We start from the raw sequence: 22,087 nt of genomic DNA, 5'->3' as shown, positions 1-22,087 counted from the left end.
TCAGCTAATAAATAAGTTTCATTCGTTATATATAAACAAGTTTCTAAATGAATCAAATATAAAAATATATATCAATGGAAAAATAAATATAATAATTTATAATAAAAAAGCAAAACATGGACAAAAATGAAAACAAATAGAATTTTTTATTCAAAAAAAAGAGAAAACTTTCATCAATATAATATATAAAACAAAAAGAAAAGTTAATAATTCCTAAGTCATGGTTATTCTATCCATTACAAAGACTGCTCTTGCAAAAAACAATGGATCTTCCAAAAACTATAAAATTTTCAATATTAATTAAAAAGACAATATAATACAAAGCCAAATGAATAAATAAAAAAATGTTTAAAAAATAAAAAAAAACTATTCATTTAAAATAAATTTATTAACTGCAGATTTAATGGTTCCACTTATACCAATTGTTGAAATAGCTATTTTATTTCTTTTATACATGTTTATCATTGCTAAAGCCCCTCTAAACTTTTCTTCCAAGCCTCTCTGGCACCTAACAACAGATTTGTAAAAATAAAAATCATTTTGAAGGTTTTTAAATTTATCAAATTCATTTGAACAGTCAAAAAATCTCATGACCCATATATTAAAATTGCTAGTTTCTAATTCACCATAAAAACGAATGGCTCCATCCCAAAGAATGGCTACGAGTTCATCTTTTGTTAAAAGTTTATTTGATTTAATTTCTAAAACTAAATAACGATTATTTGGTCTTAAAGTAGGAGGTAAAATCTTTAATTTCATTGTTTATAATCTCCACTTACATTATTATTCTTTATATCCTCTTTATTAAGACATTTAACTCCTAAAACTGGCATGTCTTTTTTTTCTTTATTAAATTTAATCAAATCATAGGCAAATGTGTTTAATGAAGATTTAATTTCATTATCATTTAAATCTAATGATTTTAAAATGGCTATTTCATCAAAAGGAGAACGTAAATCAAAAATCGAACTTCCTTTAGATGAAAAAATTAATGGAAATTTAAATTTTCTTTGTAAAAGAATAATGTCTCTAAAATATGAAAGTATCTTAGAACGATAAGACAAAAAAGAGCTTAATAAATCATTAAAACATAATTCAATGGTTATATTGTTATCAAAAGCCAATTTAGCTAAAACATGATTAATTCCACAATCGTGTCTTTTATTGTATGGTTTTGATAAAATATCTACCTGTCTATTTTCACATACTAGCCTATTTATTTTATCTGATCCACCTAAAACCATGAATAAATCATATTTGTTACTATATTTTTGATTGTACTTTCTTATATCATTAGGATTATTAGAACTAAGTTCTAAACCAAAATAAATTGATTTAAAATTGTTTAAACTAGACATGTTAGTGTTGTTTTGATTTAAATCAAAATCATCTTCTATTTTACTAATTAATTGTTTTTTGTATTCAAAGTGTAGATTAAAATTTTTCTCAGAATAAATTAATCCAACAGATGTCCATCCTAAGCGAAAAGCTTCAGAAACATTTTCTAAATCAGTTTTAAAATCTTTTCCAACAATGTGTAAGTCAAAAAAAGCCATTTTTTCCATAATAATCCACAAAAATATCTATATCACTAATAAATTAAATTAATAGTATTTAAATTAACAATATTTAAATTAACAATATTTTAATAGTCAACTTTAGCTTAATTAAATAAATCTTTAGCTATTTTAATAGCAACATCTTTTCTAGAAGGGTAAGCCGCTATTTTTATTTTTAAATGAATTGAATCACCTGAGTCAAGAATTGTCATTTTTTCATTAATGGCATCTTCTTTGGAAAATCTTAAAAAAAGATTTCCTTTTTCATCAATTTTTCTAGATAAATTATTTAAAAATCTATCTTTATCAAAATCACTTTCTAAAAATCTAGAAATAAAATTCTTAATTTCTCTTTTTTTATCTACTTTTCCAGAAAAAATAGCTATTGGTTTTTCATATATGCCCTCAGCCATTTCTTTTTCTGATTTAATCTCAGGAAATAAGAAGTTTAAACCTTCTAAAATCTCTGATTCATCTTCATTACTATAAACAAAAAGTCGATATCTAATATTATGAATCATAAAACTCAATTTAAAAATTTTTTAATAGAATAATATTTATAATTAAATAAATTTATCTAATTCAATATTATTATTATTATTATTATTATTATTATGTTTTAAAATATATAACATTATTTAAAAAAAAAAAGATTAATATTATATTTTTAAAAAAACGATTAGCTTGATTGAAAATAACACAAAATAAGAAAAAGGAATTATAAAAAAATGCTAATTTTAAATAAATTTAAAAAAAGAAAAATATAAAAAAGATATAAAAATAGAAAAAAAATAAAAAAAATAGAAATAAAAAAGGTAAAAAATTACCTAAGTTTTTCAGCACCTTTACCCTTAGTTCTAAGGCCTCTGCCTTTTTTACCTGCACTGGTAAGTCCTCTAAGAGCTCTGCTTCTGTGTTGTTTTTCACATATCCAATTGATTTTAGAATCGCTTTTAATAGCTGGATGTTGTGGATCAACTAAAATGACTTCAAAAAATTTGAATTTACCATCGGACCAAACCCAGTATGAGTTTAAAACTTCTAAATTAGGATATTTTTTTGAAACTCTTTCTTCAGCCATTCTTTTAATAGATTTAGAGGGAGTAATTTTATTTACACCCATTCTTTTAGGTCTACGCCCATGAACAAAACGAGATTTTCTTCTTCCACCACGTCTAATTCTGGTTCTAACTAAAACATAACCTTTTTTAGCTTTATAACCTAAATTTCTTGCACGATCAATTCTTGTAGGTCTATCTATTCTTTGAATAACCTTTTCTCTTCTCCAAATAGGAACTCTCTTCCACATCAATTCTCTGACATAAGAGTTATCTGGATTTTTCCACGCATCTCTAACATACTTATACATTTTAAAACACCTCTTGTTCAGCCATTTAAAATTAAAGATAAATTGTAAATTAGCTATATATTAATAAATAACATAATATAACTTAACTTAATTTTTGGCCACATCCAGGGACAATATCCCAAAAAGAGTTTCATATAAATCTTTGAAAGAATTTTAATCTCTCTTTCAAAATATTAACATAAACAAATAAAACTTTAAATTAATAAAAATAGAAAATATATTTAAAGAAATATCTACATACTTGAAAAAATATTAATATATTTTAAAAAATACCTAATATATTTAACAATAAATTATTAAGTTAAATTTATATGATATAATAATATTTATTTTTTTATTATATAAATCTATTGAAAATTTGATATAAAATTTAGATAATAAATTAAAAAATATGATAAAAAAATAATATTTAACCTACAAAGTAAATAAAAAATAAATAAAAAATTTAAAAATAGAAAATTATTCTTCAATAACTCTATTTAAAATGCCTACTGCTTTGATAAAAGGTGGCATTCCAGAAGTTAAAAGAACAACTCTTAAAACATCCATAATTTCGTCTTTAGAAATATTAAGCTCATTAATAGCACTTCTAATTTGATTCAATGTAGCTCTAGAATCTGAATTTGATGCTGCAATGGCTACTGCTATTAACTTTTGAGTTTTATAATCTAATGCTTTTCCTGTAAAAGCTACTTCATTTAATAAGTGGATAGCCTCAAAAATATCAGGATAATCCTCTTTAATTGGTTTCATTCCTTTTCCATAAAATACATTTTCTTTCATTTTATCACCTAAAAATTATTTTTTTGATTTACCTACTCTTCTAGCTATTACTAATTCACCAACGGATATCAGACCAACAAAAAAGCTTTCAAGGCCACCAGTTGTCCAAATAGCTTCACCAAAAGTGGAATTTTTAATTCTTTCTTCATAATCTTTAGCTTTAGTTTTAACCCCTGTTGCACGAGTAGTAATAATGGCTGCAGCATCCATTAACTCATCCCAACTAACACCTTTTAACTGCTTATGCATTGCTTGATAAAGTTTTAAAACCTTTACCTCATAAAGAGAGGATAATGTATTTACAATTTCAAATGCCCTTATAACGCCAGTAACAGCTTCATTTTCATCTAAAACAGGAATACTAATTAATCGTGACTTAGAAGTCTCTAAAACAGCTAATCTTGAAGGATCATTTTCATGTAAGTATTTAATATCTTCAACTGGACTCATAACTTCTGAAATTAACTTTTTATTTTCTCTAAGACCTTTTGTAATATCAAAAGAAGTAATCCAACCTTCTAATTTCATTTCTTTGTTTAGTACAGGTGCAGTAAACCTTTTAGAATTCTCCATTTTAATTGAAACATCGTCAATTGAATCTTTTGGGTAAACATAAATAAAATATTTATCCATCATTTCTCGTACTTTCATTTTTATATCCCCTAATTAATTAATAACTAATAAGATAAGTAAAATTTAATAAACCTTTATAAAATTAATAAATGAATAAAAATAAATGACTAAAGCAAATAAAACTTTAAAATTAAATAATGAATTAATAAAATCAATAAAATGATATATTAATATTTAATAATATTAATAAAATAAATAATTCACATTTTTTCTAAATTAAGAGCATTTACTGGGCATTTTGTTGAACAAACATTGCATTTAATACATTTTTTATTGTCTAAAATTATTGATCCATTTTCAAGTTTAATGGCTTCCACAGGACAATTTTCTTCACACAACTGACATTCTACACATGTATCTTGGTCAATTAATAGTCTTTTTGTGATAATTACTGGACCTAAGAAATTTTTAAGGTTTATTGCAGTTTGTGGGCATAAATTAGAACAAGAGCCACATCCAATACATAAATCTTTTTTAACATCAGCAAAATTATTATATTTAAGTTTAGAATAATTTTCACCAATTGGAGTCTCAACTGTAGAAAAATCTTTTAAATTAATGGCTTTTGTAGGACAGAATTGTGTACAAGAGCCACATCCAACACATAATGAATGATCAACAGCTATTTCATCCATTTTTAAAATTCTATGAGGTGATTTACGTTCTTTAAGTGAAAACTTAACTTCGTCATTTTCTGTATCAATATCAGCAGATGCCTCCATTAAATAAATACATGAAACCGGACATGTTTGAGTACAAATTTCACATTTAACACAATTATTTTTGATTCTTGACCGTTTAATTGAAGTAGATGAAGTTATTGCTCCAACAGGGCATTCTTCAACACATAAATCACATCGAATACAACGAGGAGAAATAGAAAAAATATTTTCAGTTAAAGAGTAATCTTCAATATCCACTTGAAAATCTTCAATATCATCATCTAAATCAACTGATTTAAGCACAACTTCATGTTGCAATGACTCTAATTGCTTTTTAAAAATGATTTCCATACAAACTCCTTATTTTAAACTTTTAAATTTAAAAAAAAAAAATTTAGTTTTTAAAAATTTAGTTTTTATTATTAAATAATATGAATTTAATATAATTTAAAGCTTTAGATTTTATAATTCAAATTAATTTTTAAATAAAAAAGAAACAAATTTAAATAAAGTAAAAAAATAATTTTAAAATGAAATAAATGAAATAAAAATTAATAAAAATAAAATAAATGAAATAAGTGAAATAAAAATAAAATAAATGAAATAAAATGAATAGAAATAATAATTTTATTCAAACAAACTTAAGGTATCTTGGTTGATAATGGCTTGATTTAAGTCTTTAATAAAATCATTTAATTCTAATTTATATGGCAAATTGTCAATTCCAAATCCTTCAACTGATTTAGAAGCTATCCAATTCCCAACAATACAAGATTTTTCAAGGGAAAAATTATTTAAATAAGAATATAAAAATCCAGCATTAAATGAATCTCCTGCAGCTGTTGTATCAATGGCTTCTACATTAAAGACAGGAATCTTAACTTCTTCTTTATTATTAATTCCATAAGCACCATTTCTACCTCGTTTAACAACTACAGTATCTATTCCATCTTCTATTAAATATAATGCAATGTCACGAAAGCTTAAATTATCTTTATTTGAAAAATCACTTAATCCATGTTTGTCAAAATAATGTTCCCCAAATAAGAGTTTTAATTCATTTTCATTTATTAGAAGAATGTTAGTTCTCTTTAAAATTTTCTTCAAAACATTCGGATCTTTGTTTGCATAAATCATTCCAGGATCAAAGCTTAAAACAATAGATTTAGGCAAATTATCAATTAAATCAATCTGTGCATTTAGAGAATCTCCTACAAAAGAAGAATAATGAATAATTTTGGCATTTGAAAGACCTGAACCAATAATTTCATCAACAACTATTTCATCATTAACACCAGAGTTAACATACAATGACCTATCACCTTCTTCATCAACAAATCCATAAACAACTCCAGAATCACCTGTATCGCCATAAATTAAATTATCTAATAAAACTCCTTCTTTAATAAGGTTCATTTCCAATGTTTCTCCTTCATTATCAAAAGCAATTTTGCCAATATAACTTGTTAAAATTCCTAAACGCGACAATCCAATAATTGTATTTGATGCAGAACCACCACAAGATATTTTAGATTCTGTTATAACTCCTTCACCATCTTTATCAACAATTTCATTTACTTTAAAGATTTTATCTAAATTTAAAGCTCCAAAACCAATGACTTCAGCTGTTAATTCTTTATCTAAACTTTGTGATGATTGCTCATTTAACTTCATAAAAACACCAAATTATAAAATATCCAATAGATTAACTTTTAAATCTCCTAATTGACCATTAAAATTTCCAGCTGAAATTTTTAAAACCCCATCCAAGTCTAAAATTGAATCAATGCCTGCTTTAACAGCTTTAAAACATTGTTCTTTATTGATGCCATTTATCACTATTTCAGGAATAAAATTAATGTTATTTGGAACTTTAGATTCTTTTTGAAGTTTTTCTTTTAATGAAGGACAATATGGATGATTTGTTGTTGGGCCAATCCATGGATAATTAGTTTCTACTTTACTTGCAGCAGAACATATTCCAAAAGGAGCTATTACTCCTTCTACTTTACCAATTTCTTTTAAAGCAATTCTACCTGCTTCCATTACTGTTTCTTTGTCGTTGGTCATGTACCAAAAATTAGCACCCATTAAACCTTCACTATATGCTAATTTTTCTTCTATTTTAAAATCAGGAACAGCTATTGGAACATTAATCATGTTTTTTCCAAATTTTTCTTCAATCCATTCATAGCCATCTCCACAGTGACCAACTTGTTTCATCATTGATATAAATCCGTTAGGGTTTGGGGTTAAATTGAAAAGTGAAGTAAATGGCTTAACTAAAATGTCTTGGCGAATTCTGTAGGACAACTCAAGTTCAAATTTTTCTAAATCATCACTCCCAAACCAATACTGAACAATAACACCAATTCTACCATCAGGAGTCTTAAATTCATCAATAAATCCTTCAACACCACCTTCAATTCTCCCAATAACTGCTCCAGGAGTAGAAGTTGAATCATAAGCTGCTTGAGCCAATATATCTTCATCGTCAGCAGTTATTAAAGCCCTAATAAATCTCCCATTAAAAGCTTCAAAAAATGTGTCTTGAACTTTATCATATTTATCCATGTTATCACCATTATTTAATTATTCTTGCTATACTTAATATTTCTATTATCCTAAAGTACCAATAGCTTTTCCACGAATTTTTTTTCTAAATTTTGTACTTTTTACTATTAATTCGTCAATATTATCTTTAGTAACTAATTTAATTATAGGAAGTTCTTGATTTTTAAAAGTCTCCTTGAATTTATCTACTAATTTATAACTTACTCTAAAATTTTCAAAAGCATAGTTAGGATCTTTGTTGTATGCTCTAACAAACTCAAAAATATACTCTTTGTTAAAATGAATGTGTAAATCTATTAAAAGAGAATTAACTATTGTATTTGGAGATATAACTACAATATTTGCATATTTAATAGAGTACTCATTACCATTAAATGAAATAGCTATTCCATTATTTTCATTTGTAAATTTCAATGGCTCAAGATCAGTTATACTGTCCCCAATATACATAATTTGAATTTTATTTTCATTGAAGACATTTTTATTAAATTTATCCCCATTTAAAATATTTTTACTAATTATATCCTCAATGGCTAATTGTTTTCCCAAACCTCCAACTGTTTCAACACTTTCAGCAATTTTATAAATATTTAACTTTGGAATTTCATTAAAAAATATTTTATCTAAAAATGCAAAGTTCTCTTCAATTTGATTTGGATTAATTTTAACAATTTTTTCTTTAAATGAATTTAATGTTTCTTTTTCTTTTTCTAAAACTTTAAAAAAATCTTCATTTAAATTAATATTGGATTCATTTAATGAATTGGTTAATGAAGTATTTAATGAATCATCTAATGAAGTATTTAATGAAGTATTTAATGAAGTATTTAATGAATTATTTAATGAATTGTTTAATTTATCTTCTAAAATAGATAAATTTAATTTAGTATAATAAGTGTTTTCAAATGGGAAATCAATATAACTGGAAAGAGCTTCTATATATTGCATATAACTTGTACTTACAATGTAAGAGCTAATATATTTTTTTGCTAAGTCCATAGTGTCCTTAGATCCATCTACAAGAAAGATATTTTTCTTAGAAAAATTTATAATCCTTTCATTTGTAAGACCATATATTTTAAGGAATGGAGCTATTAGTTTTAAAGTGTCTCCAGCATTGTAATTTTCTTTTTTAACAATATCCACTAAATAATCATCAAATGCACTAACAACTTTAAAAAACTTATCTCCATCTGGAATAAAATTATCACATAGCTCAAATGCATTATCATTTAAAGATATAGGTCCTTCACAATCAGTTATAAAAAATTTTTTCATAAAATCTCCTAATAATAATATTTAAGAAAAACAGTAAAAACTGATAAAAATAAATAAAACTAAATAAAAATAAATAAAAATAAAAAATTAACTACTAAAAAAATAAATAAAATTAAATAAAACTAAATAAAAATGAATAAAAAGGAATAAAAATGAATAAAACTAAATAAAAACAAAAAAAATAATAAAAATTAAAAAATATTATTTAATACAAACATTTATAGCATTTACTGGGCAAATAGATTCACATTCCCTACAAGAAATACAATCTTCATTGTTAACATACAATTTGTCATTTTGCATGTGTAAAGCATCAACTGGGCAAGTATTTTTACAAACACCACATGACTGGCAAATATCATTATTTATATTGCAAGTGCCCTCTCTTAAAAATTTGATATCTCTTCTTTCAAAGAAAATTTCATTGCCTCTTGATTTGAAAAATTCTTCTTTAAGTTTAATTGCCTTTTGAGGGCATATGGAAACACAATGACCACAAAACACACAATCATCAGTTATATGAATGGGAGATGGCAATTCTATCCAAATAGCTTCTGTTGGACATATATTTACACATTTTCCACAACCAATACATTTCTCATCAAAAACATTGATATGCCTTATTGGTGGAAAATAGTCTATAACTTGGTCCAATTCAAATGTTGAAACATTAGAAGATAAAACAAAATCTAAACCATTTTTTATCCTTCTTGTAATATTTAAAACAAACTCCTCCTCTTTCATTTCATCAGATATTGTCTTAGAAAGTCTGGATAAAATTGAATCTATTTTTGAAACATCTCTTGATAAATCATGTAAATACTTTTCTAAAATTTCTGAAGCTATTTCTAAGGATTCTGATTTAGAAAATTCTTTATAAGCTTTTTTACGAGAAGAATATCTAATAGCTGTACTTGGACAAATATTCATACATTCTTCACAGCGAGCACAATATGAAGGATCAATATAAGGCAACTTACCTGCATTTCCAACTTTAATAGATCCTTTTGAAGGACAAACACGTGTACAAGTCATACATCCAATACATTTTTTTTGATTGATTAAAATTGCTTTTCCACCAGAAACAGTTCTTGGAAGTATCTCACCATATTTTATTGCATCAGTAGGACACGATCTAAAACAAAAACCACATCTAACACATTTATCCTCATCAATTTCACTGTGAACATTTTCTCCTCCAGAGGAAGTTAAATGAATAGCTCCAGTTTTACAGGATGACACACATGCACCACATGCTCTACAGAGTTTAGAATTAATATTTGGAATATTTTCTCTAATAGGTTCAGCTAATTTGACATTTATTTTTATAGCATCATATGGACATGCTTCTCTACAAAGTTTACAACCAATACAGCGGGAATTAATATTGATTAATCCATTAGAGTCTAAAAAAATAGCATCTACAGGACAAGAATTTAAACAATATTTTGGACATTCTTTACATTTATTATTATTAATTTCATAGTCAACAAAAACATCTCTAACTGGCTTTAAGGAAATTCTTGAGCCTCTTTGATTTTTTAATTCATTAGAACTAAAATTTGTTGATTCATTAGAACTAACTGATTCATTAGAACTAAAATTAACTGATTCATTAGAATTAATTTGCTTATCCATCAATATTCTCTCCATTGAGCCAATTGTGAAGCTTTAACTGTAATTTTAATAATACTATCAAATGCATAATTTTCATCTTTTTCAAGGAAAAATTTAGCTACAAAGTATTTAACAACACCAAAAGGACAAGTTTGATAACAAATACTACATCTTAAACATTTTTCTGCATTTCTTTTAACGGTATTGCTTTGAGAATCAACTTTAATAGCACCAGTAGGACATTCGTCAACACAAAGCTTACATTGATTACATTTATCATAATCCCAAAGAATAATATTAATTTTCAACCTATTAATGGTATTTTCAACAACTTCAAAAGCTATTTCTTCATCAGATATCTTCTCAATAATTTCATCATGAAAATTAAGTAATGGTAATTCCAACTTTAAAATCTTTTTATCTGGAAGATTAAAAAGTTCTTGTTCCATGGATTCAATATATTTCTCTAATTTATTAACAATGAATTTAATACTAGACTTTTGCTCTTCAAGATTATTTAAGAATATTCCTTTCATTGCACCTTTAACAGGACAAACATTTAAGCAATCACCACAAGAAATACATTTTCCATCATCAACATAAAATTTATTGTCCTTTTCTCCTATTGCATTTACTTGACAAATATTCATACATTCTTTACATTTAATACATAAAAAATCGTCAATCATGTACTTTCTTTTTGATGGCACAATATTAAACGGTTCTTCAATTAAATGATTTTCACCACAGTAAATAGTTTTTGGTTTAGAAGGACAAACCTCAGCACAAAAACCACACCTAATACAAGCTCTGTTATCTATTTCAGGATATGTTAAACCTTCTTTATCTTCATCTTTATCCCTAATTAGTTTAATTGCTAAAGGTGAAGGACATGCTAAAGTACATGCTCCACAGCCTATACAATTTTCTTTAACAACATCAGGGAAATCTCTAAAGCGGTCTGGTTTTTCAACAATATCTAATTCAGATTTTGCATTAAAGAAACCTTCAACCCATGCTTTCCTGGCAAATTCGTATAAGTACCAAATTATAGAAGACATTCTACACCAAAATATAATAAATTAAACACTAAATTCGACTATTTATTTACATCATTGATAATAATAGCTCTTTCTGTACATGCTATACATGGATCTGAGGTTGCATAGGTAGCTACGGCATCAGCTACTGTGGCAACATCTTTTAGCATATATCTTGCACAGCAATCAATATTCATAATACTTGGAGTTCTTATAGAAATACTGTTAATATGGTTGCCATTAATTTCTGCCATATATGTGACTTCTCCTCTTGGAGCTTCATTTCTCCATTCCCCATATCCTTTTCCAATCTCTACTTTCTCTCTAACAGGACCTTTTGGAATATTTTCAATAGCTTGTCTAATTAAATCAATAGACTGAGGAATTTCATTTAACCTATTCATAGTCCTTGCAAAGTTGTCTCCTTCTTTTCTCCAAATAGGTTTAAAATCAAAATTATCTTTGTAAGTGTGATGAATTTCTCTTAAATCGTGCGTTAATCCAGAAGCTCTTCCAATGGGTCCAACTGCTCTTCCTTTAATGGCTTCTTCTTTTGTCATTCTCCCAACACTTTTTGAACGTAGCCCTGCAACAAATGGACCATTTTCAAATATTTCAGCATAACGTTGATGGTCTTTTTCAATTAAAGCCAAATTATCTAAAATTTGATTGAAGTGAGATTTTTTAGCATCCATTTTAACTCCTCCAACAATATTCCAACCCATGTTAACACGGTTTCCAGTTAACAGCTCAAGAGAATCCATAGCATGCTCCCTTAGAGACAACATATACATAAACAGTGTTTCATGCTCCATTGCTTTAAAATAAGTTGAATTAGCAAGATAATGGCTTTGAATCCTATCTAACTCATTAGTAATTACCCTTAAAAACTGTGCCCTTAGAGGTGCTCTAAAATTGGATATTTTTTCAATTACCTCTGCAAAGGTTTGTGTATGTATATAAGAACAAATTCCACAAACCCGTTCAGCTAAAAAAATACATTTTTGCCAAGATTTACCTTCCATTATTTTTTCTATTCCTCTGTGGACATACCCATATTCAATCTCAGCATCAAGAACTTTTTCACCTTCAGTTTTAAGTTTTAATCTTAAAGGTTCCTTTAACCCTGGGTGAATTGGACCAATAGGCAATATCATTTAATTTCCCCTCCCTTTTGCCTCAATAGCTCCAGGAACAACAGTTAAAATAGCTTCTAAAATCTCACTTGGTCTTGGAGGACAACCAGATATCTCAGCATCAACAGGTATAAAGTCAGAAACAGGTGCATAAATATGTCCTCCTTCTTGGTTAAAAACATCACCAGATAAAGGGCAGTTTCCAACACAAGCAACAATTTTTGGCTCAGGAGCTTTATCATATGCTCTTTTAAGCTTATCAATCCACTGGTCAGTGACTGCACCAGTAACTAAAATTACATCTGCTTCACGGGGATTGTTATGAACATAAATACCATACTGTTCAAGGTCATACCTTGGAGATAAAAGAGCAACAACTTCCACATCACAACCATTACACCCACCAGTGTTGATTAAGCATACATGAATTGAGCTTTTTCTAATAATGCCTTTAAGTTTGTCTAACATTTCAATACCAATAATTAATATTTCAAACTTTCTCTAAAAATATTTATCAAAATTATTTAAAAAAACAAAGAAAAATTCATTAGTCTTTGTTTTAAATTTAACATTTAAAATATAATAATATTTTTTAACATATCATAATCCTTATAATAATCATAGTAATTATATATGTGCACAATAATTGCATATATGCACAATAATTGCATATACAAAAAATAATGTGACTAAATGTCTTCAAATATCTTAGTTTCATTTAATAAACTTACTAATGCTATTTTTCCTTCATTTAAAGCATCTTCATATTTTTTTCCATTGGATATTTCTTTAATAACATCTAATTTAATTTCATTTTTATCTTCTTCAGAAACTATTTCTAAAATATCACTTAACCAAGATAAATTTAAATCAAAATTTAATTTATCCATTAAACAGCTATGTTTAACAGATTCAAAAGTTGAATGAAGGTTTTCCAAACTGGACATATCCAAATGACCCATTAAGATATTCTCTAACTCTTCCTTTTCAATATTCAGTTCTTTAGATAAGGGAATTACAACATCATTTTCCCATCGAAAGCTACGAAGAATCCTTAATTTCATTAATTCCAGTAAATTTTCTTCTTTTGACATTATATCACAATAATGGTAAATATACTAATATAATATATGAGTATATACTATAATTTGTAATATATAATTCTAATATATACTTATAATAATTATAGATAATAGTAATAATAATGATTATAATTATAATAATATAATTATAGTAATATTATAAAAAGATATAATTATAGTAACATTATAAAAAAATATAATTTTAATAATATTATAAATGAATTAAATTATTAATTATCCAAATTATTATTGATATCATTAATCCAATAGCTATTTCATATCTTCCATAACCAGGTCTCATTCCTAAGACAAAAGATATTAAAAACAAAGATATTGAAATAGAAATCAAAGGAATTAGGATGAAACTTATTAAACCATAGTTAAATAGCAAAAAAAATCCAATGATAGACATTATTAGAACTAAATAGTTAATTTCTTTAAAAATTATAGGTTCTCCATGCTTTTTATAACTAAATAAAAGACCTGCAATAGCCCCAACAATGAAGACAACTATGTATATTAGATAATTTAATTCAATCATTTGATCAGCTTAACTTTAAATAAATTTATTCATACAATATTTTTTTATTATTATAAATATTCAATTAATAACTATTTAATTAATAACTATTTAATTAAATTGGTTTATATAGAAATATTAAAGAAATTATAATGAATATAAGAGTTCCAATAAAAACTATCTTCTCAATATTTTCAGTTATATGATTAATCCTGTGATATCTTTGTAATAATATTAATACAAATAGTATAATGCCTAAAATAAATATTGGCAAAATTGTAACTGAATCATATAGTGAAACAATCAAACCAAGAACTATTATTCCAATAGCTACAAATGAAGTAAGCAATATAAAATCATTTTCATTAGTCATTATAATCAACTTATTTACAAATTCTCAATATTTATTCATTAAATTTTATTTGTTATAAAATATTATAAAAGATATATCTTTTTAAACTATAAAATTTTATTAAATTATAAATCTTATCTTATGCTATAAGCATTAGCAACAAAGATCCACCAATTCCTACAATAGCTATTGAAATTTGAGTCATTATAGAATGGTTTGGATTAAATATTGGAGTTACTGCATTGATTATAGCTGTAATGGCTGTAATCACTATCATTCCAACTAAATATCCAACTAGGGACAATGGAGCTAAGAATATGGTTAAAAATACCCATAAAATCACATACCATGACATTGATTCAGATAGCATTAAAAATCCTCTTAAAAATCCAAAATGCTCAGTTTCATAGCCTGAAACTAAATCTTTACCTTTTGTAATGGCAAATGGAGAATATGGAGATTTAGACAATATTAAAACAAAGAATACAATAGTTGCAAGAGGTACTGAAAATATTAATGCTCCATGTACTGACTGATAAGCTATTATCTCTGCAATATTCATAGTACCTGTTTTAAGATAAACAATGGCAATTACTGCAAATAAAGGTAGCTCTGCAGCCGCTGAAAATACAGCCCTTACACAACTCATTTTACCATAAGGAGAGCCTGAAGAGGATCCTGAATTGTGTTCTACAATTTTATAAAGAGCATAAACTCCAAATATAATTAAAAGAGAACCTTGACTAACAGGACCAACAATAACTGCTGTTACCCAAATTGCACACAGGATAACAACTATTGCAACATAAAATGGCATTGCAGCTGTTTTTGGAAATGAAGTCTCTTTAAAAAAGAATTTTAAAGAATGTAGGAAATGTTGTATTATAGGAGGACCTGGACGAAGTTGAATTCTTGCCATTACCTTTCTATGTAATCCTAATAGAATACTTCCAAATAAAAATGCTATTAAGACATTTACAACAATATCAGCCATTAAATACATAATATCACGAGAAAACCATTTTTGAATCATTAGTGAATTTGATAAATCCATTTAAATAATTGATTTTTCTAAAACCCAATAAATGGCTCTTGAACTCTTTCCTCCTCATCTTCTTTTTTAGGTTTAGCCATTGTGATAAAACCTAATGAAAGTATAAATAATGGAATGAAAATAATAGCTATTGTATAAACAATCCAATCATTAGGATTAAATATTAAGCCATATAACAACATTATGGTTGAAATTATCAGGAATAGATAGCTATAAAAATTTAATTTATTCATTTTAACACCATTTTCTTAAATATTATTTTTTTAATAATCTAAATATGTCATTATATTATTGAATCTATTCTCATTAAATTAATTAAATTTATTCTTATTAGATTAATTGAATCTATTATTATTAGATTAAATGAACCTATTTTTATTAGATTAAATTGAATTTATCTTTAGTTATGCAACTATTAATAAAATAATTTCTATTGTACGAATTATTATAAACAATGAACTTAAATGAATAATCAATATAAATGGAGAACCTGGAGTTCTAAACATTTCTGCTTTAGTGGCAAAAAATGGAGCAATACCTGTCTCACCAGCTACACCTATTCCAAACATTATTGTTGCAAATAAAAGCATTAAACTTGTATGTGGAATTTGAGATATGGCAAATAAACTAAGGGTGCCAGTAGACGCTAAAATCATAGCCCCTCCGCCAAATAAAGGCAAGCTTGACATCATAGCTATTAAACCATAATGAAATGCAGCATCCAAAACACTTATTTGCTTTACTGCTGAAACTATACCAATATTTACAATTCCTATTAAAGCAACAAAGAGGATAAAGTTAAAAAGATCTCCTGTAATCATAGCCCCTGCTGTAGCTACTCCACAAACAATAGCTAAGAATCTTCTGGCTTTAAATTCGGATAAATCAACAGAAACTTTTTTTTCTTTCATTCCTCCAAAAATAGCTTCAACTTGTGTCTCTGTCCTGCTGATAGCTATTATGACGGTAAATATTAATATTGATCCAAACATAAAGAGGTGAAACGGAGTTAAATAAAGTACAATATCCCCAAGAGGGATTGTGCCAAGTAAACTTCCACCTAATGTCGTTATATCCATTTTTATCAACTTTAATTGAAAAGTATTTTATATTATTATACTAATTATTTATTAAATTTTTATTAAATTAATTTTTAAATTGATTATTAAATTGATTAAATAACTTTTAATTGAAACATTATTAAATTAAACTATTTTTTATTATATTCCTCTCTCATTAGAACTCCAATTAAACCCATTTTTGAGGCAACCTTTAAAAGTAGTCCACATGCAGCTAAGAAAAGAGATAGTAACCAGAATTGAGGTGTAACAAAGAATAAAAAAAATCCAATTATCCATAAACACCAGGATATACCTGAAACAGCTCCAATACCATCGATTATTAAAATTGGCAATCCTCTAACTTTTCTTGAGAATATATAAACTAAAATACCTGACCCTGCAACAGCACCACCAGTAAATCCAGTTAAAAACACACCATAACCAATTAATACAATGGCTAAGAAGTTTGGAGCCGTGGTCATTATTTCCATGTCCAAGGTTAAAGGAGTTGGAAACAGTGAAGGAATCTTGTCTTTTTTTCTCATCTCACGTGAAATTAAAATTTCAGAAATTGCTAAAATCTCTGCTAACTCCACAACCAAACCAGGCAAAATCAATGCTTCAGCTAAATCCGTCCCTACTGCTCCAACAATAACTAACATGGCTAATCCTATAATATCAGTAAGAATTAAAACATGAATATCACGTTTTGGAACCGCTATTCCTATTAAACCAACGAATGCGATAATAAATCCTGTATAAATAGCAGGCATGTACCATGAAGCAAAAATCTGAGGAACAAATTCAGGAACAAGCATCATTTTTCTCCCTGATTAGATTTATCATTTAAATTATTATTATTATTATTATTATTATTATTATTATTATTATTATTATTATTATTATTATTATTATTATTATTATTATTATTATTATTGCTATTACTATTAGTATCTTTAAAATTAGAATTAGAAGCAGATAACTCTCTTTTTAAGTCTTCTTCATTTCTATTCATTGTAAAATTAGCAGCTAACCATGAAGCTATTACAAAAGACATCATAAGAATAGTAGATTCTAAAATAGTATCAAAACCACGAGTGTAATATAATATCTCATCTATTAATCCACCAGGAGATGAATAAATAGAAGTTCCAAAGTAAGGTGAAGCTTCTTTAATATTGTAAGCTATTGGTGACATATAAGAATTAATCCAACCAATTTCTCTAGAGTTTTCAGGGTATTGGGCTCTTGTAATTCCAGGTTCTTTTAAAACTGATCCCCCTCTATCATAAGGAGCTACTCTTAGCCCTTCATCCATTTGTTCTTGAGGAGCTGGGCGAGGATAAACCTGCTCCAAATTTAAGGTCATTGGAACTAAGAACCCTAAAATCAAAAATATTGCTAAAACAAAAGCATATATTTTTGGAATTCTACGAGGGCTTGATAATTTGTTAAATAGCTCGCCAACCTTCATACATCTGCCTCCATCTCTTCTAAACGAGTAATAGCTCTAAGTAAAATAAGAGAAACAGCTACACTTGTAGTAATGAAAGTTAGAAGTGCTAAAGTATGATTGTAGGTTAAAAAAATTAATGAAACACCTATTGCAGCTATTTCAGTATTGAATGTTCTAACAATAGGATCTTGAACATTAGGTCCCCAAACAGTAGCTAGACTTCCTAAAATAGCTAAAAAACACCCACTGTAAAACCATAAGCCTAAATCAAGCATTGTCTTCCTCCTTAGATCTGATTTCATTGATTTTAATAAATGACATCAAGAAAACTATAATTGAAATAGGGCTTAAAAGAGCTATTACGAAAGCTACATCTAAATATTTAAATGCAACAACAGCAGCAAAGAATCCTGCCTCTAATAATGATAACATTATTACCTTATCTAAAGGTTTTGATAAAAATATAATGCCTAAAGATCCAACAAACATTAATAGCAATGATATATTTGTTAAATTGACAAATTCTAAGATGTACATTTATTCACCAGATATTGATTAAAGTTCATATTATGCTGAATTATTCATTAAGGACTTTTTCATCTTTTAATCTATTAAAAACATAGGCTATTGCATTAGAAGATATTGTGGAAGTTATAAAAAATGTTGCAGCAACAACAAAAGCAAATGGAGTATTAATATAAATAGCTATTAGAGCAGAAAGAGCAAAATCTATAACATTAATGTATAAAACTTTTTCCATTCTGTCATTGGTTATGAAAGTACGTATAGCCATTATAATAATTATAACACCAATAATTTCTTCTATCATAATATCAGCAAATTTTTTAAATATATTCTTTTTAAATATATTCTTTTTAAATATATTCTTTTTAAATGTATTTTTTTTAAAATATCAAATTTTAACAATTCAAATTTAATGAAATCTAGACTTTAAAATTGAATTTATTTAATATATAATGTCAATAACCATAATAATAAATATAATTTAGGAAATTATAATTTAGGATATCTGCCTAACCTTTTAGCTATTTTTCCTAAAAGTTTAGTGGAATATGGATGGTAAATTCCTTGAATAGTTGTAATGGCTATTACCATTCCTACAACAAACATTATTGGAGTAAAGCCAATAAAACTGAGAATTGTAATGATTATAGTTGTAGAAATTGCTCCTATTGTTCCAGCATAACCTGGGTCTGCGCACAATCTATTACCAATATAAATAAAGAATGTTGCAAGAATACCTCCATTAAAGCCAAGTAACATAACAGCTATTGAAGCCATTAATGTTCCAGCAGAAGCATCAGGAGAACATAAAATATTCCCTTGGAAAAATCCGCCAGCCAAGTCTCCTCCTCTTTTTTCAATTGATTTGCCAATTATTTCAGCACCTTTAACCCCTGGTTGCTCTGGAAGACCAAAATAAGTATCAATTAAAATAAAATTCAACCAACAAACAACTGTTGCAAGAATTATTCCAAGAATTTCATTCATATTAATCACTTTCCTTAGATAATTCATCCAAAACAGGAGGTTCTGGGAAAATATAATCAAATAAATATTTAACAATAAACGGAGAAATAACACCGAAAATAATAGCTAAAGCTAGACCATTCATAATCCAATAAAAATTTATTGAAAAACAAAGAGCTAAAAGCCCAATAGCAATTATGGGGGTAGGAAAGGTTGCACTGTTTACCCATGAAAATCTAATTGGCTTTTCTCCAGTTAAAGGTAATTTAATTATTAATGCTACTACAAAAGAAACTATAATAGATATTAAATAACTTAATATTATTGTCCAATCACCTATCATATTCATAATGATTAATATATTTAATTAAGCATATAAATTTTGTTACTTGCATTTGATATTGACCCTTAATTTACTTAAGTTTTATATGGTAGTTTATTCATAAAAAATAAATTGTATTTAATTATTTGCTTATGCGAGGTGTTTTATTATGGATAAACATGACCCTAAACCTAGTTTTTCAGATGTTTGTTGTCCTATATGTTGATTGTGAAATTATGGTAAATTAAGTGATAGCAATATTGTTGGTAATGAAACATAAAAACTAAAAATACAGCACATAAAATGGTTAATACCAAATTTTAAAATAAAAGAGGCAAAATCAAAAGAAAACACCCAGAAGAATGCTACAACAAGAAAAAAGACAAAAAATTAATCATTGTTATTATTTTATTATTACAATATTTTAAATAATATTAAATCTATAATTTATATAATTTAAAGAAATAAACAAAAGAAGTTTAAATAATATTAAATCTATAATTTATATAATTTAAAGAAATAAACAAAAAAATTAAATGGAAATTAAAAAAATGAACTCAATACAATCCATATTCAAAAATAGTAGTTGGTTATTAGCTTCACAACTAAGTACTAGTATTTTGGGATATCTTTGGATAATTTTAATTGCAAGATATCTTGGAGTAGGAGAATTTGGGATTGTAAACTTTTCAATTTCATTTGCAGGAATTATTTCAATTGCAATGGATTTTGGCATTAGTATATATACTGTTAGAACATTATCAAGGAAACCTCAAATAACTAGCAGATTTTTAGGAGTAACTATCCCTTTAAAAATAATTTTATCCACTTGTGCAATGATGGTTTCATTTTTAATACTTTTAATTATGAATAGTGATGCATTAACAATAGAGGTCTGTTTAATTATCGTTCTTCAAAATGCATTTATAGGCATGGTAAATCTTTTTAATGGAGTTTTCCAAGCCCATGAAAAAATGAAATATCAAGCTATTGGTACAATAATAAACAGCCTATTTTTGCTTTTAGGTGTATTGGTATCAATTTATTTTAATTTAGGTATTGTAGGTGTAGTTATATCATATCTTGTTGCAAGTATAATCTCTGTAGTATATGGATTTATAAAGGCTAATAGAAAAATAGTTTCTCCTAAATTTGAAATTAATACTAAATATTGGAAAAAAATAATCATTTTATCATCAAGTTTTGGTTTAACAGCTATTTTTACCAGTATTTATTCTTTGATTGACAGCGTAATGTTGTTTAATATGATTGGTAACGATGCAGTTGGACTCTACAGTGCAGCCTTTAAAATAGTGGCTGTATTTTTAACAATTTATGGGGTTTACAGTAGTGTTGTTTTTCCATTTATGTCAAAATTTTTCAAAGACTCAAAAACACAACTAAAAATTAGTTATAGAAAATCAATTAAATACCTTTTATTACTAATATTTCCTGTAGCTATTGCATTACAGTTTTATTCTTCCCCTATTATTTCATTAATTTATGGAAATAGTTATGAAGAGTCTGCAACTATTTTAAATATTTTAATATGGAGTGTTGTGTTTATATTTATAAATGGATCTTCAACTGCTCTTTTAAACTCAAGTTTTCTTGAAAAAAATGTGCTGAAAATCAATGTTTTTGCTTGTATGGTAAATGTTATTTTAAATTTGATTTTAATACCAAAATACAGTTCTATAGGTGCCAGTTTTGCAACAATTGTAACCGGAGTGGTTATTGCTATTTTAATGAATTCTTTAATAAACAAATCGGTTTTTAAACTTGAAATATCTATTTTAAAAGACATTTTAAAAATAATAGCTTCATCACTGATTTTAGGAATAATTTTATATTTTGCTCATCTTCCTTTAATCTTAGCTATTCCCGTTGGGATAATAGTTTACTTTGGAGCAATATTTTTAACAAAAACCTTTGATCACGAAGATATTTATATAATCAAAGAAATTTTTGGAAAAAACAAATAAAAAAAATTTGATAAATTTCTTTAAAAAATTGTAAAAAGAAGATCAATAAAAAAAAAAAAAAAAAAAAAAAAAAAAAAAAAAAAAAAAAAAAAAAAAAAAAAAAAAAAAAAAAA

28 protein-coding genes are annotated in these 22,087 nt (G+C 26.3%); 2 read left to right on the top strand and 26 right to left on the bottom strand.

The window, feature by feature from the left end:
* Nucleotides 1-366: 366 nt before the first annotated feature.
* From MBCUR_RS05110 to MBCUR_RS05035, 16 genes are all read right to left on the bottom strand, one after another.
* The gene (locus MBCUR_RS05110) at nucleotides 367-759 is read right to left on the bottom strand and encodes an Rpp14/Pop5 family protein (RefSeq protein WP_067091083.1); all 393 of its coding nucleotides are present in this window, start codon (nucleotides 757-759) and stop codon (nucleotides 367-369) included.
* A complete protein-coding gene (rnp3, locus tag MBCUR_RS05105) occupies nucleotides 756-1,565 on the bottom strand; it encodes a ribonuclease P protein component 3 (RefSeq protein ID WP_084269513.1) in 810 nt (269 codons plus the stop codon). Before rnp3 ends, MBCUR_RS05110 begins: the two co-directional genes overlap by 4 nt.
* 98 nt (nucleotides 1,566-1,663) lie before the next feature.
* Entirely contained in the window at nucleotides 1,664-2,080 is a 417-nt protein-coding gene (locus MBCUR_RS05100) for an RNA-binding protein (RefSeq protein ID WP_067091081.1), read from the bottom strand.
* Nucleotides 2,081-2,382: 302 nt separating this feature from the next.
* Nucleotides 2,383-2,928 carry a 50S ribosomal protein L15e gene (locus MBCUR_RS05095; RefSeq protein ID WP_067091078.1) on the bottom strand — a complete coding sequence of 182 codons (546 nt, stop codon included), beginning with the start codon at nucleotides 2,926-2,928 and terminating at the stop codon, nucleotides 2,383-2,385.
* A gap of 459 nt (nucleotides 2,929-3,387) precedes the next feature.
* On the bottom strand, nucleotides 3,388-3,711 hold the full coding sequence (locus tag MBCUR_RS05090; protein ID WP_067091076.1) for a carboxymuconolactone decarboxylase family protein: 324 nt from the start codon (nucleotides 3,709-3,711) through the stop codon (nucleotides 3,388-3,390).
* A gap of 15 nt (nucleotides 3,712-3,726) precedes the next feature.
* On the bottom strand, nucleotides 3,727-4,362 hold the full coding sequence (locus MBCUR_RS05085; RefSeq protein WP_067091073.1) for a CBS domain-containing protein: 636 nt from the start codon (nucleotides 4,360-4,362) through the stop codon (nucleotides 3,727-3,729).
* A gap of 182 nt (nucleotides 4,363-4,544) precedes the next feature.
* The gene (locus MBCUR_RS05080; RefSeq protein WP_067091071.1) at nucleotides 4,545-5,357 is read right to left on the bottom strand and encodes a 4Fe-4S binding protein; all 813 of its coding nucleotides are present in this window, start codon (nucleotides 5,355-5,357) and stop codon (nucleotides 4,545-4,547) included.
* A 276-nt stretch (nucleotides 5,358-5,633) separates the two neighbouring features.
* Nucleotides 5,634-6,680: a carbohydrate kinase family protein gene (locus MBCUR_RS05075; protein WP_067091068.1), complete on the bottom strand. Its 1,047-nt coding sequence runs from the start codon at nucleotides 6,678-6,680 to the stop codon at nucleotides 5,634-5,636.
* 12 nt (nucleotides 6,681-6,692) lie between these two features.
* On the bottom strand, nucleotides 6,693-7,580 hold the full coding sequence (locus MBCUR_RS05070) for a formylmethanofuran--tetrahydromethanopterin N-formyltransferase (protein WP_067091065.1): 888 nt from the start codon (nucleotides 7,578-7,580) through the stop codon (nucleotides 6,693-6,695).
* Between the two features lie 45 nt (nucleotides 7,581-7,625).
* Nucleotides 7,626-8,858 carry a hypothetical protein gene (locus MBCUR_RS05065; RefSeq protein WP_067091062.1) on the bottom strand — a complete coding sequence of 411 codons (1,233 nt, stop codon included), beginning with the start codon at nucleotides 8,856-8,858 and terminating at the stop codon, nucleotides 7,626-7,628.
* Between the two features lie 201 nt (nucleotides 8,859-9,059).
* On the bottom strand, nucleotides 9,060-10,496 hold the full coding sequence (locus MBCUR_RS05060) for a 4Fe-4S binding protein (protein WP_084269511.1): 1,437 nt from the start codon (nucleotides 10,494-10,496) through the stop codon (nucleotides 9,060-9,062).
* Nucleotides 10,496-11,536 carry a 4Fe-4S binding protein gene (locus tag MBCUR_RS05055; protein WP_067091059.1) on the bottom strand — a complete coding sequence of 347 codons (1,041 nt, stop codon included), beginning with the start codon at nucleotides 11,534-11,536 and terminating at the stop codon, nucleotides 10,496-10,498. Before MBCUR_RS05055 ends, MBCUR_RS05060 begins: the two co-directional genes overlap by 1 nt.
* 38 nt (nucleotides 11,537-11,574) lie before the next feature.
* A complete protein-coding gene (locus MBCUR_RS05050; RefSeq protein WP_067091057.1) occupies nucleotides 11,575-12,672 on the bottom strand; it encodes a hydrogenase large subunit in 1,098 nt (365 codons plus the stop codon).
* On the bottom strand, nucleotides 12,673-13,119 hold the full coding sequence (locus MBCUR_RS05045; RefSeq protein ID WP_067091054.1) for an NADH-quinone oxidoreductase subunit B family protein: 447 nt from the start codon (nucleotides 13,117-13,119) through the stop codon (nucleotides 12,673-12,675).
* A gap of 221 nt (nucleotides 13,120-13,340) precedes the next feature.
* Nucleotides 13,341-13,745: a DUF1959 family protein gene (locus MBCUR_RS05040; RefSeq protein ID WP_067091051.1), complete on the bottom strand. Its 405-nt coding sequence runs from the start codon at nucleotides 13,743-13,745 to the stop codon at nucleotides 13,341-13,343.
* Between the two features lie 199 nt (nucleotides 13,746-13,944).
* Nucleotides 13,945-14,274 (bottom strand): energy-converting hydrogenase subunit EhaL family protein, encoded by a 330-nt coding sequence (locus MBCUR_RS05035; protein ID WP_067091048.1) that lies wholly within the window; start codon nucleotides 14,272-14,274, stop codon nucleotides 13,945-13,947.
* Nucleotides 14,275-14,504: 230 nt separating this feature from the next.
* Between MBCUR_RS05035 and MBCUR_RS10580 the strand changes: the two genes are divergently transcribed.
* The gene (locus MBCUR_RS10580; RefSeq protein ID WP_169805796.1) at nucleotides 14,505-14,684 is read left to right on the top strand and encodes a hypothetical protein; all 180 of its coding nucleotides are present in this window, start codon (nucleotides 14,505-14,507) and stop codon (nucleotides 14,682-14,684) included.
* 60 nt (nucleotides 14,685-14,744) lie between these two features.
* Here MBCUR_RS10580 and MBCUR_RS05025 read toward each other — a convergent pair whose 3' ends face one another.
* The 10 genes from MBCUR_RS05025 to ehaA all read right to left on the bottom strand — a co-directional run bounded on the left by MBCUR_RS05025 (nucleotide 14,745) and on the right by ehaA (nucleotide 20,016).
* Complete coding sequence (locus MBCUR_RS05025) at nucleotides 14,745-15,608, bottom strand: respiratory chain complex I subunit 1 family protein (protein ID WP_067091044.1); 864 nt, start codon at nucleotides 15,606-15,608, stop codon at nucleotides 14,745-14,747.
* Nucleotides 15,609-15,676: 68 nt separating this feature from the next.
* Nucleotides 15,677-15,892 carry an SND2/TMEM208 family protein gene (locus MBCUR_RS05020; protein WP_067091042.1) on the bottom strand — a complete coding sequence of 72 codons (216 nt, stop codon included), beginning with the start codon at nucleotides 15,890-15,892 and terminating at the stop codon, nucleotides 15,677-15,679.
* Between the two features lie 171 nt (nucleotides 15,893-16,063).
* Nucleotides 16,064-16,738: a hypothetical protein gene (locus MBCUR_RS05015; protein WP_067091040.1), complete on the bottom strand. Its 675-nt coding sequence runs from the start codon at nucleotides 16,736-16,738 to the stop codon at nucleotides 16,064-16,066.
* A 131-nt stretch (nucleotides 16,739-16,869) separates the two neighbouring features.
* Entirely contained in the window at nucleotides 16,870-17,541 is a 672-nt protein-coding gene (locus MBCUR_RS05010; protein ID WP_067091038.1) for an EhaG family protein, read from the bottom strand.
* Nucleotides 17,538-18,194, bottom strand: coding sequence for an EhaF family protein (locus tag MBCUR_RS05005; RefSeq protein WP_067091036.1), 657 nt, complete (start codon nucleotides 18,192-18,194; stop codon nucleotides 17,538-17,540). The genes MBCUR_RS05010 and MBCUR_RS05005 overlap by 4 nt, the downstream gene beginning before the upstream one ends.
* A complete protein-coding gene (locus MBCUR_RS05000) occupies nucleotides 18,191-18,451 on the bottom strand; it encodes an EhaE family protein (protein ID WP_067091035.1) in 261 nt (86 codons plus the stop codon). Before MBCUR_RS05000 ends, MBCUR_RS05005 begins: the two co-directional genes overlap by 4 nt.
* Entirely contained in the window at nucleotides 18,444-18,713 is a 270-nt protein-coding gene (locus tag MBCUR_RS04995; RefSeq protein WP_067091032.1) for an EhaD family protein, read from the bottom strand. The genes MBCUR_RS05000 and MBCUR_RS04995 overlap by 8 nt, the downstream gene beginning before the upstream one ends.
* A 40-nt stretch (nucleotides 18,714-18,753) precedes the next feature.
* Nucleotides 18,754-19,005, bottom strand: coding sequence for a DUF2109 family protein (locus tag MBCUR_RS04990; protein ID WP_394329081.1), 252 nt, complete (start codon nucleotides 19,003-19,005; stop codon nucleotides 18,754-18,756).
* Between the two features lie 185 nt (nucleotides 19,006-19,190).
* Nucleotides 19,191-19,688, bottom strand: a complete 498-nt coding sequence (locus MBCUR_RS04985) for a hypothetical protein (protein WP_067091021.1) — start codon at nucleotides 19,686-19,688, stop codon at nucleotides 19,191-19,193.
* A gap of 1 nt (nucleotide 19,689) precedes the next feature.
* Nucleotides 19,690-20,016, bottom strand: a complete 327-nt coding sequence (gene ehaA / locus MBCUR_RS04980; RefSeq protein ID WP_067091019.1) for an energy-converting NiFe hydrogenase A subunit EhaA — start codon at nucleotides 20,014-20,016, stop codon at nucleotides 19,690-19,692.
* A 524-nt stretch (nucleotides 20,017-20,540) separates the two neighbouring features.
* On the opposite strand from ehaA, the gene MBCUR_RS04975 reads away from it, so the two are divergent.
* On the top strand, nucleotides 20,541-21,974 hold the full coding sequence (locus MBCUR_RS04975) for a flippase (protein ID WP_067091017.1): 1,434 nt from the start codon (nucleotides 20,541-20,543) through the stop codon (nucleotides 21,972-21,974).
* Nucleotides 21,975-22,087 lie beyond the last annotated feature (113 nt).

It is taken from the genome of Methanobrevibacter curvatus (assembly GCF_001639295.1).
Lineage (GTDB): Archaea > Methanobacteriota > Methanobacteria > Methanobacteriales > Methanobacteriaceae > Methanoflexus > Methanoflexus curvatus.
The sequence above is the reverse complement of the archived record's forward strand: the minus strand, read 5'-3'. Positions and strand labels throughout refer to the sequence as shown.

Excerpts from the sequence above, each read along its gene's own strand:
- MBCUR_RS05110 (WP_067091083.1), bottom strand. The coding sequence starts at position 759 with ATGAAATTAAAGATTTTACCTCCTACTTTAAGACCAAATAATCGTTAT.
- rnp3 (WP_084269513.1), bottom strand. The coding sequence starts at position 1,565 with ATGGAAAAAATGGCTTTTTTTGACTTACACATTGTTGGAAAAGATTTT.
- MBCUR_RS05100 (WP_067091081.1), bottom strand. The coding sequence starts at position 2,080 with ATGATTCATAATATTAGATATCGACTTTTTGTTTATAGTAATGAAGAT.
- MBCUR_RS05095 (WP_067091078.1), bottom strand. The coding sequence starts at position 2,928 with ATGTATAAGTATGTTAGAGATGCGTGGAAAAATCCAGATAACTCTTAT.
- MBCUR_RS05090 (WP_067091076.1), bottom strand. The coding sequence starts at position 3,711 with ATGAAAGAAAATGTATTTTATGGAAAAGGAATGAAACCAATTAAAGAG.
- MBCUR_RS05085 (WP_067091073.1), bottom strand. The coding sequence starts at position 4,362 with ATGAAAGTACGAGAAATGATGGATAAATATTTTATTTATGTTTACCCA.
- MBCUR_RS05080 (WP_067091071.1), bottom strand. The coding sequence starts at position 5,357 with ATGGAAATCATTTTTAAAAAGCAATTAGAGTCATTGCAACATGAAGTT.
- MBCUR_RS05075 (WP_067091068.1), bottom strand. The coding sequence starts at position 6,680 with ATGAAGTTAAATGAGCAATCATCACAAAGTTTAGATAAAGAATTAACA.
- MBCUR_RS05070 (WP_067091065.1), bottom strand. The coding sequence starts at position 7,580 with ATGGATAAATATGATAAAGTTCAAGACACATTTTTTGAAGCTTTTAAT.
- MBCUR_RS05065 (WP_067091062.1), bottom strand. The coding sequence starts at position 8,858 with ATGAAAAAATTTTTTATAACTGATTGTGAAGGACCTATATCTTTAAAT.
- MBCUR_RS05060 (WP_084269511.1), bottom strand. The coding sequence starts at position 10,496 with ATGGATAAGCAAATTAATTCTAATGAATCAGTTAATTTTAGTTCTAAT.
- MBCUR_RS05055 (WP_067091059.1), bottom strand. The coding sequence starts at position 11,536 with ATGTCTTCTATAATTTGGTACTTATACGAATTTGCCAGGAAAGCATGG.
- MBCUR_RS05050 (WP_067091057.1), bottom strand. The coding sequence starts at position 12,672 with ATGATATTGCCTATTGGTCCAATTCACCCAGGGTTAAAGGAACCTTTA.
- MBCUR_RS05045 (WP_067091054.1), bottom strand. The coding sequence starts at position 13,119 with ATGTTAGACAAACTTAAAGGCATTATTAGAAAAAGCTCAATTCATGTA.
- MBCUR_RS05040 (WP_067091051.1), bottom strand. The coding sequence starts at position 13,745 with ATGTCAAAAGAAGAAAATTTACTGGAATTAATGAAATTAAGGATTCTT.
- MBCUR_RS05035 (WP_067091048.1), bottom strand. The coding sequence starts at position 14,274 with ATGATTGAATTAAATTATCTAATATACATAGTTGTCTTCATTGTTGGG.
- MBCUR_RS10580 (WP_169805796.1), top strand. The coding sequence starts at position 14,505 with ATGCCTAAAATAAATATTGGCAAAATTGTAACTGAATCATATAGTGAA.
- MBCUR_RS05025 (WP_067091044.1), bottom strand. The coding sequence starts at position 15,608 with ATGTATTTAATGGCTGATATTGTTGTAAATGTCTTAATAGCATTTTTA.
- MBCUR_RS05020 (WP_067091042.1), bottom strand. The coding sequence starts at position 15,892 with ATGAATAAATTAAATTTTTATAGCTATCTATTCCTGATAATTTCAACC.
- MBCUR_RS05015 (WP_067091040.1), bottom strand. The coding sequence starts at position 16,738 with ATGGATATAACGACATTAGGTGGAAGTTTACTTGGCACAATCCCTCTT.
- MBCUR_RS05010 (WP_067091038.1), bottom strand. The coding sequence starts at position 17,541 with ATGATGCTTGTTCCTGAATTTGTTCCTCAGATTTTTGCTTCATGGTAC.
- MBCUR_RS05005 (WP_067091036.1), bottom strand. The coding sequence starts at position 18,194 with ATGAAGGTTGGCGAGCTATTTAACAAATTATCAAGCCCTCGTAGAATT.
- MBCUR_RS05000 (WP_067091035.1), bottom strand. The coding sequence starts at position 18,451 with ATGCTTGATTTAGGCTTATGGTTTTACAGTGGGTGTTTTTTAGCTATT.
- MBCUR_RS04995 (WP_067091032.1), bottom strand. The coding sequence starts at position 18,713 with ATGTACATCTTAGAATTTGTCAATTTAACAAATATATCATTGCTATTA.
- MBCUR_RS04990 (WP_394329081.1), bottom strand. The coding sequence starts at position 19,005 with ATGATAGAAGAAATTATTGGTGTTATAATTATTATAATGGCTATACGT.
- MBCUR_RS04985 (WP_067091021.1), bottom strand. The coding sequence starts at position 19,688 with ATGAATGAAATTCTTGGAATAATTCTTGCAACAGTTGTTTGTTGGTTG.
- ehaA (WP_067091019.1), bottom strand. The coding sequence starts at position 20,016 with ATGAATATGATAGGTGATTGGACAATAATATTAAGTTATTTAATATCT.
- MBCUR_RS04975 (WP_067091017.1), top strand. The coding sequence starts at position 20,541 with ATGAACTCAATACAATCCATATTCAAAAATAGTAGTTGGTTATTAGCT.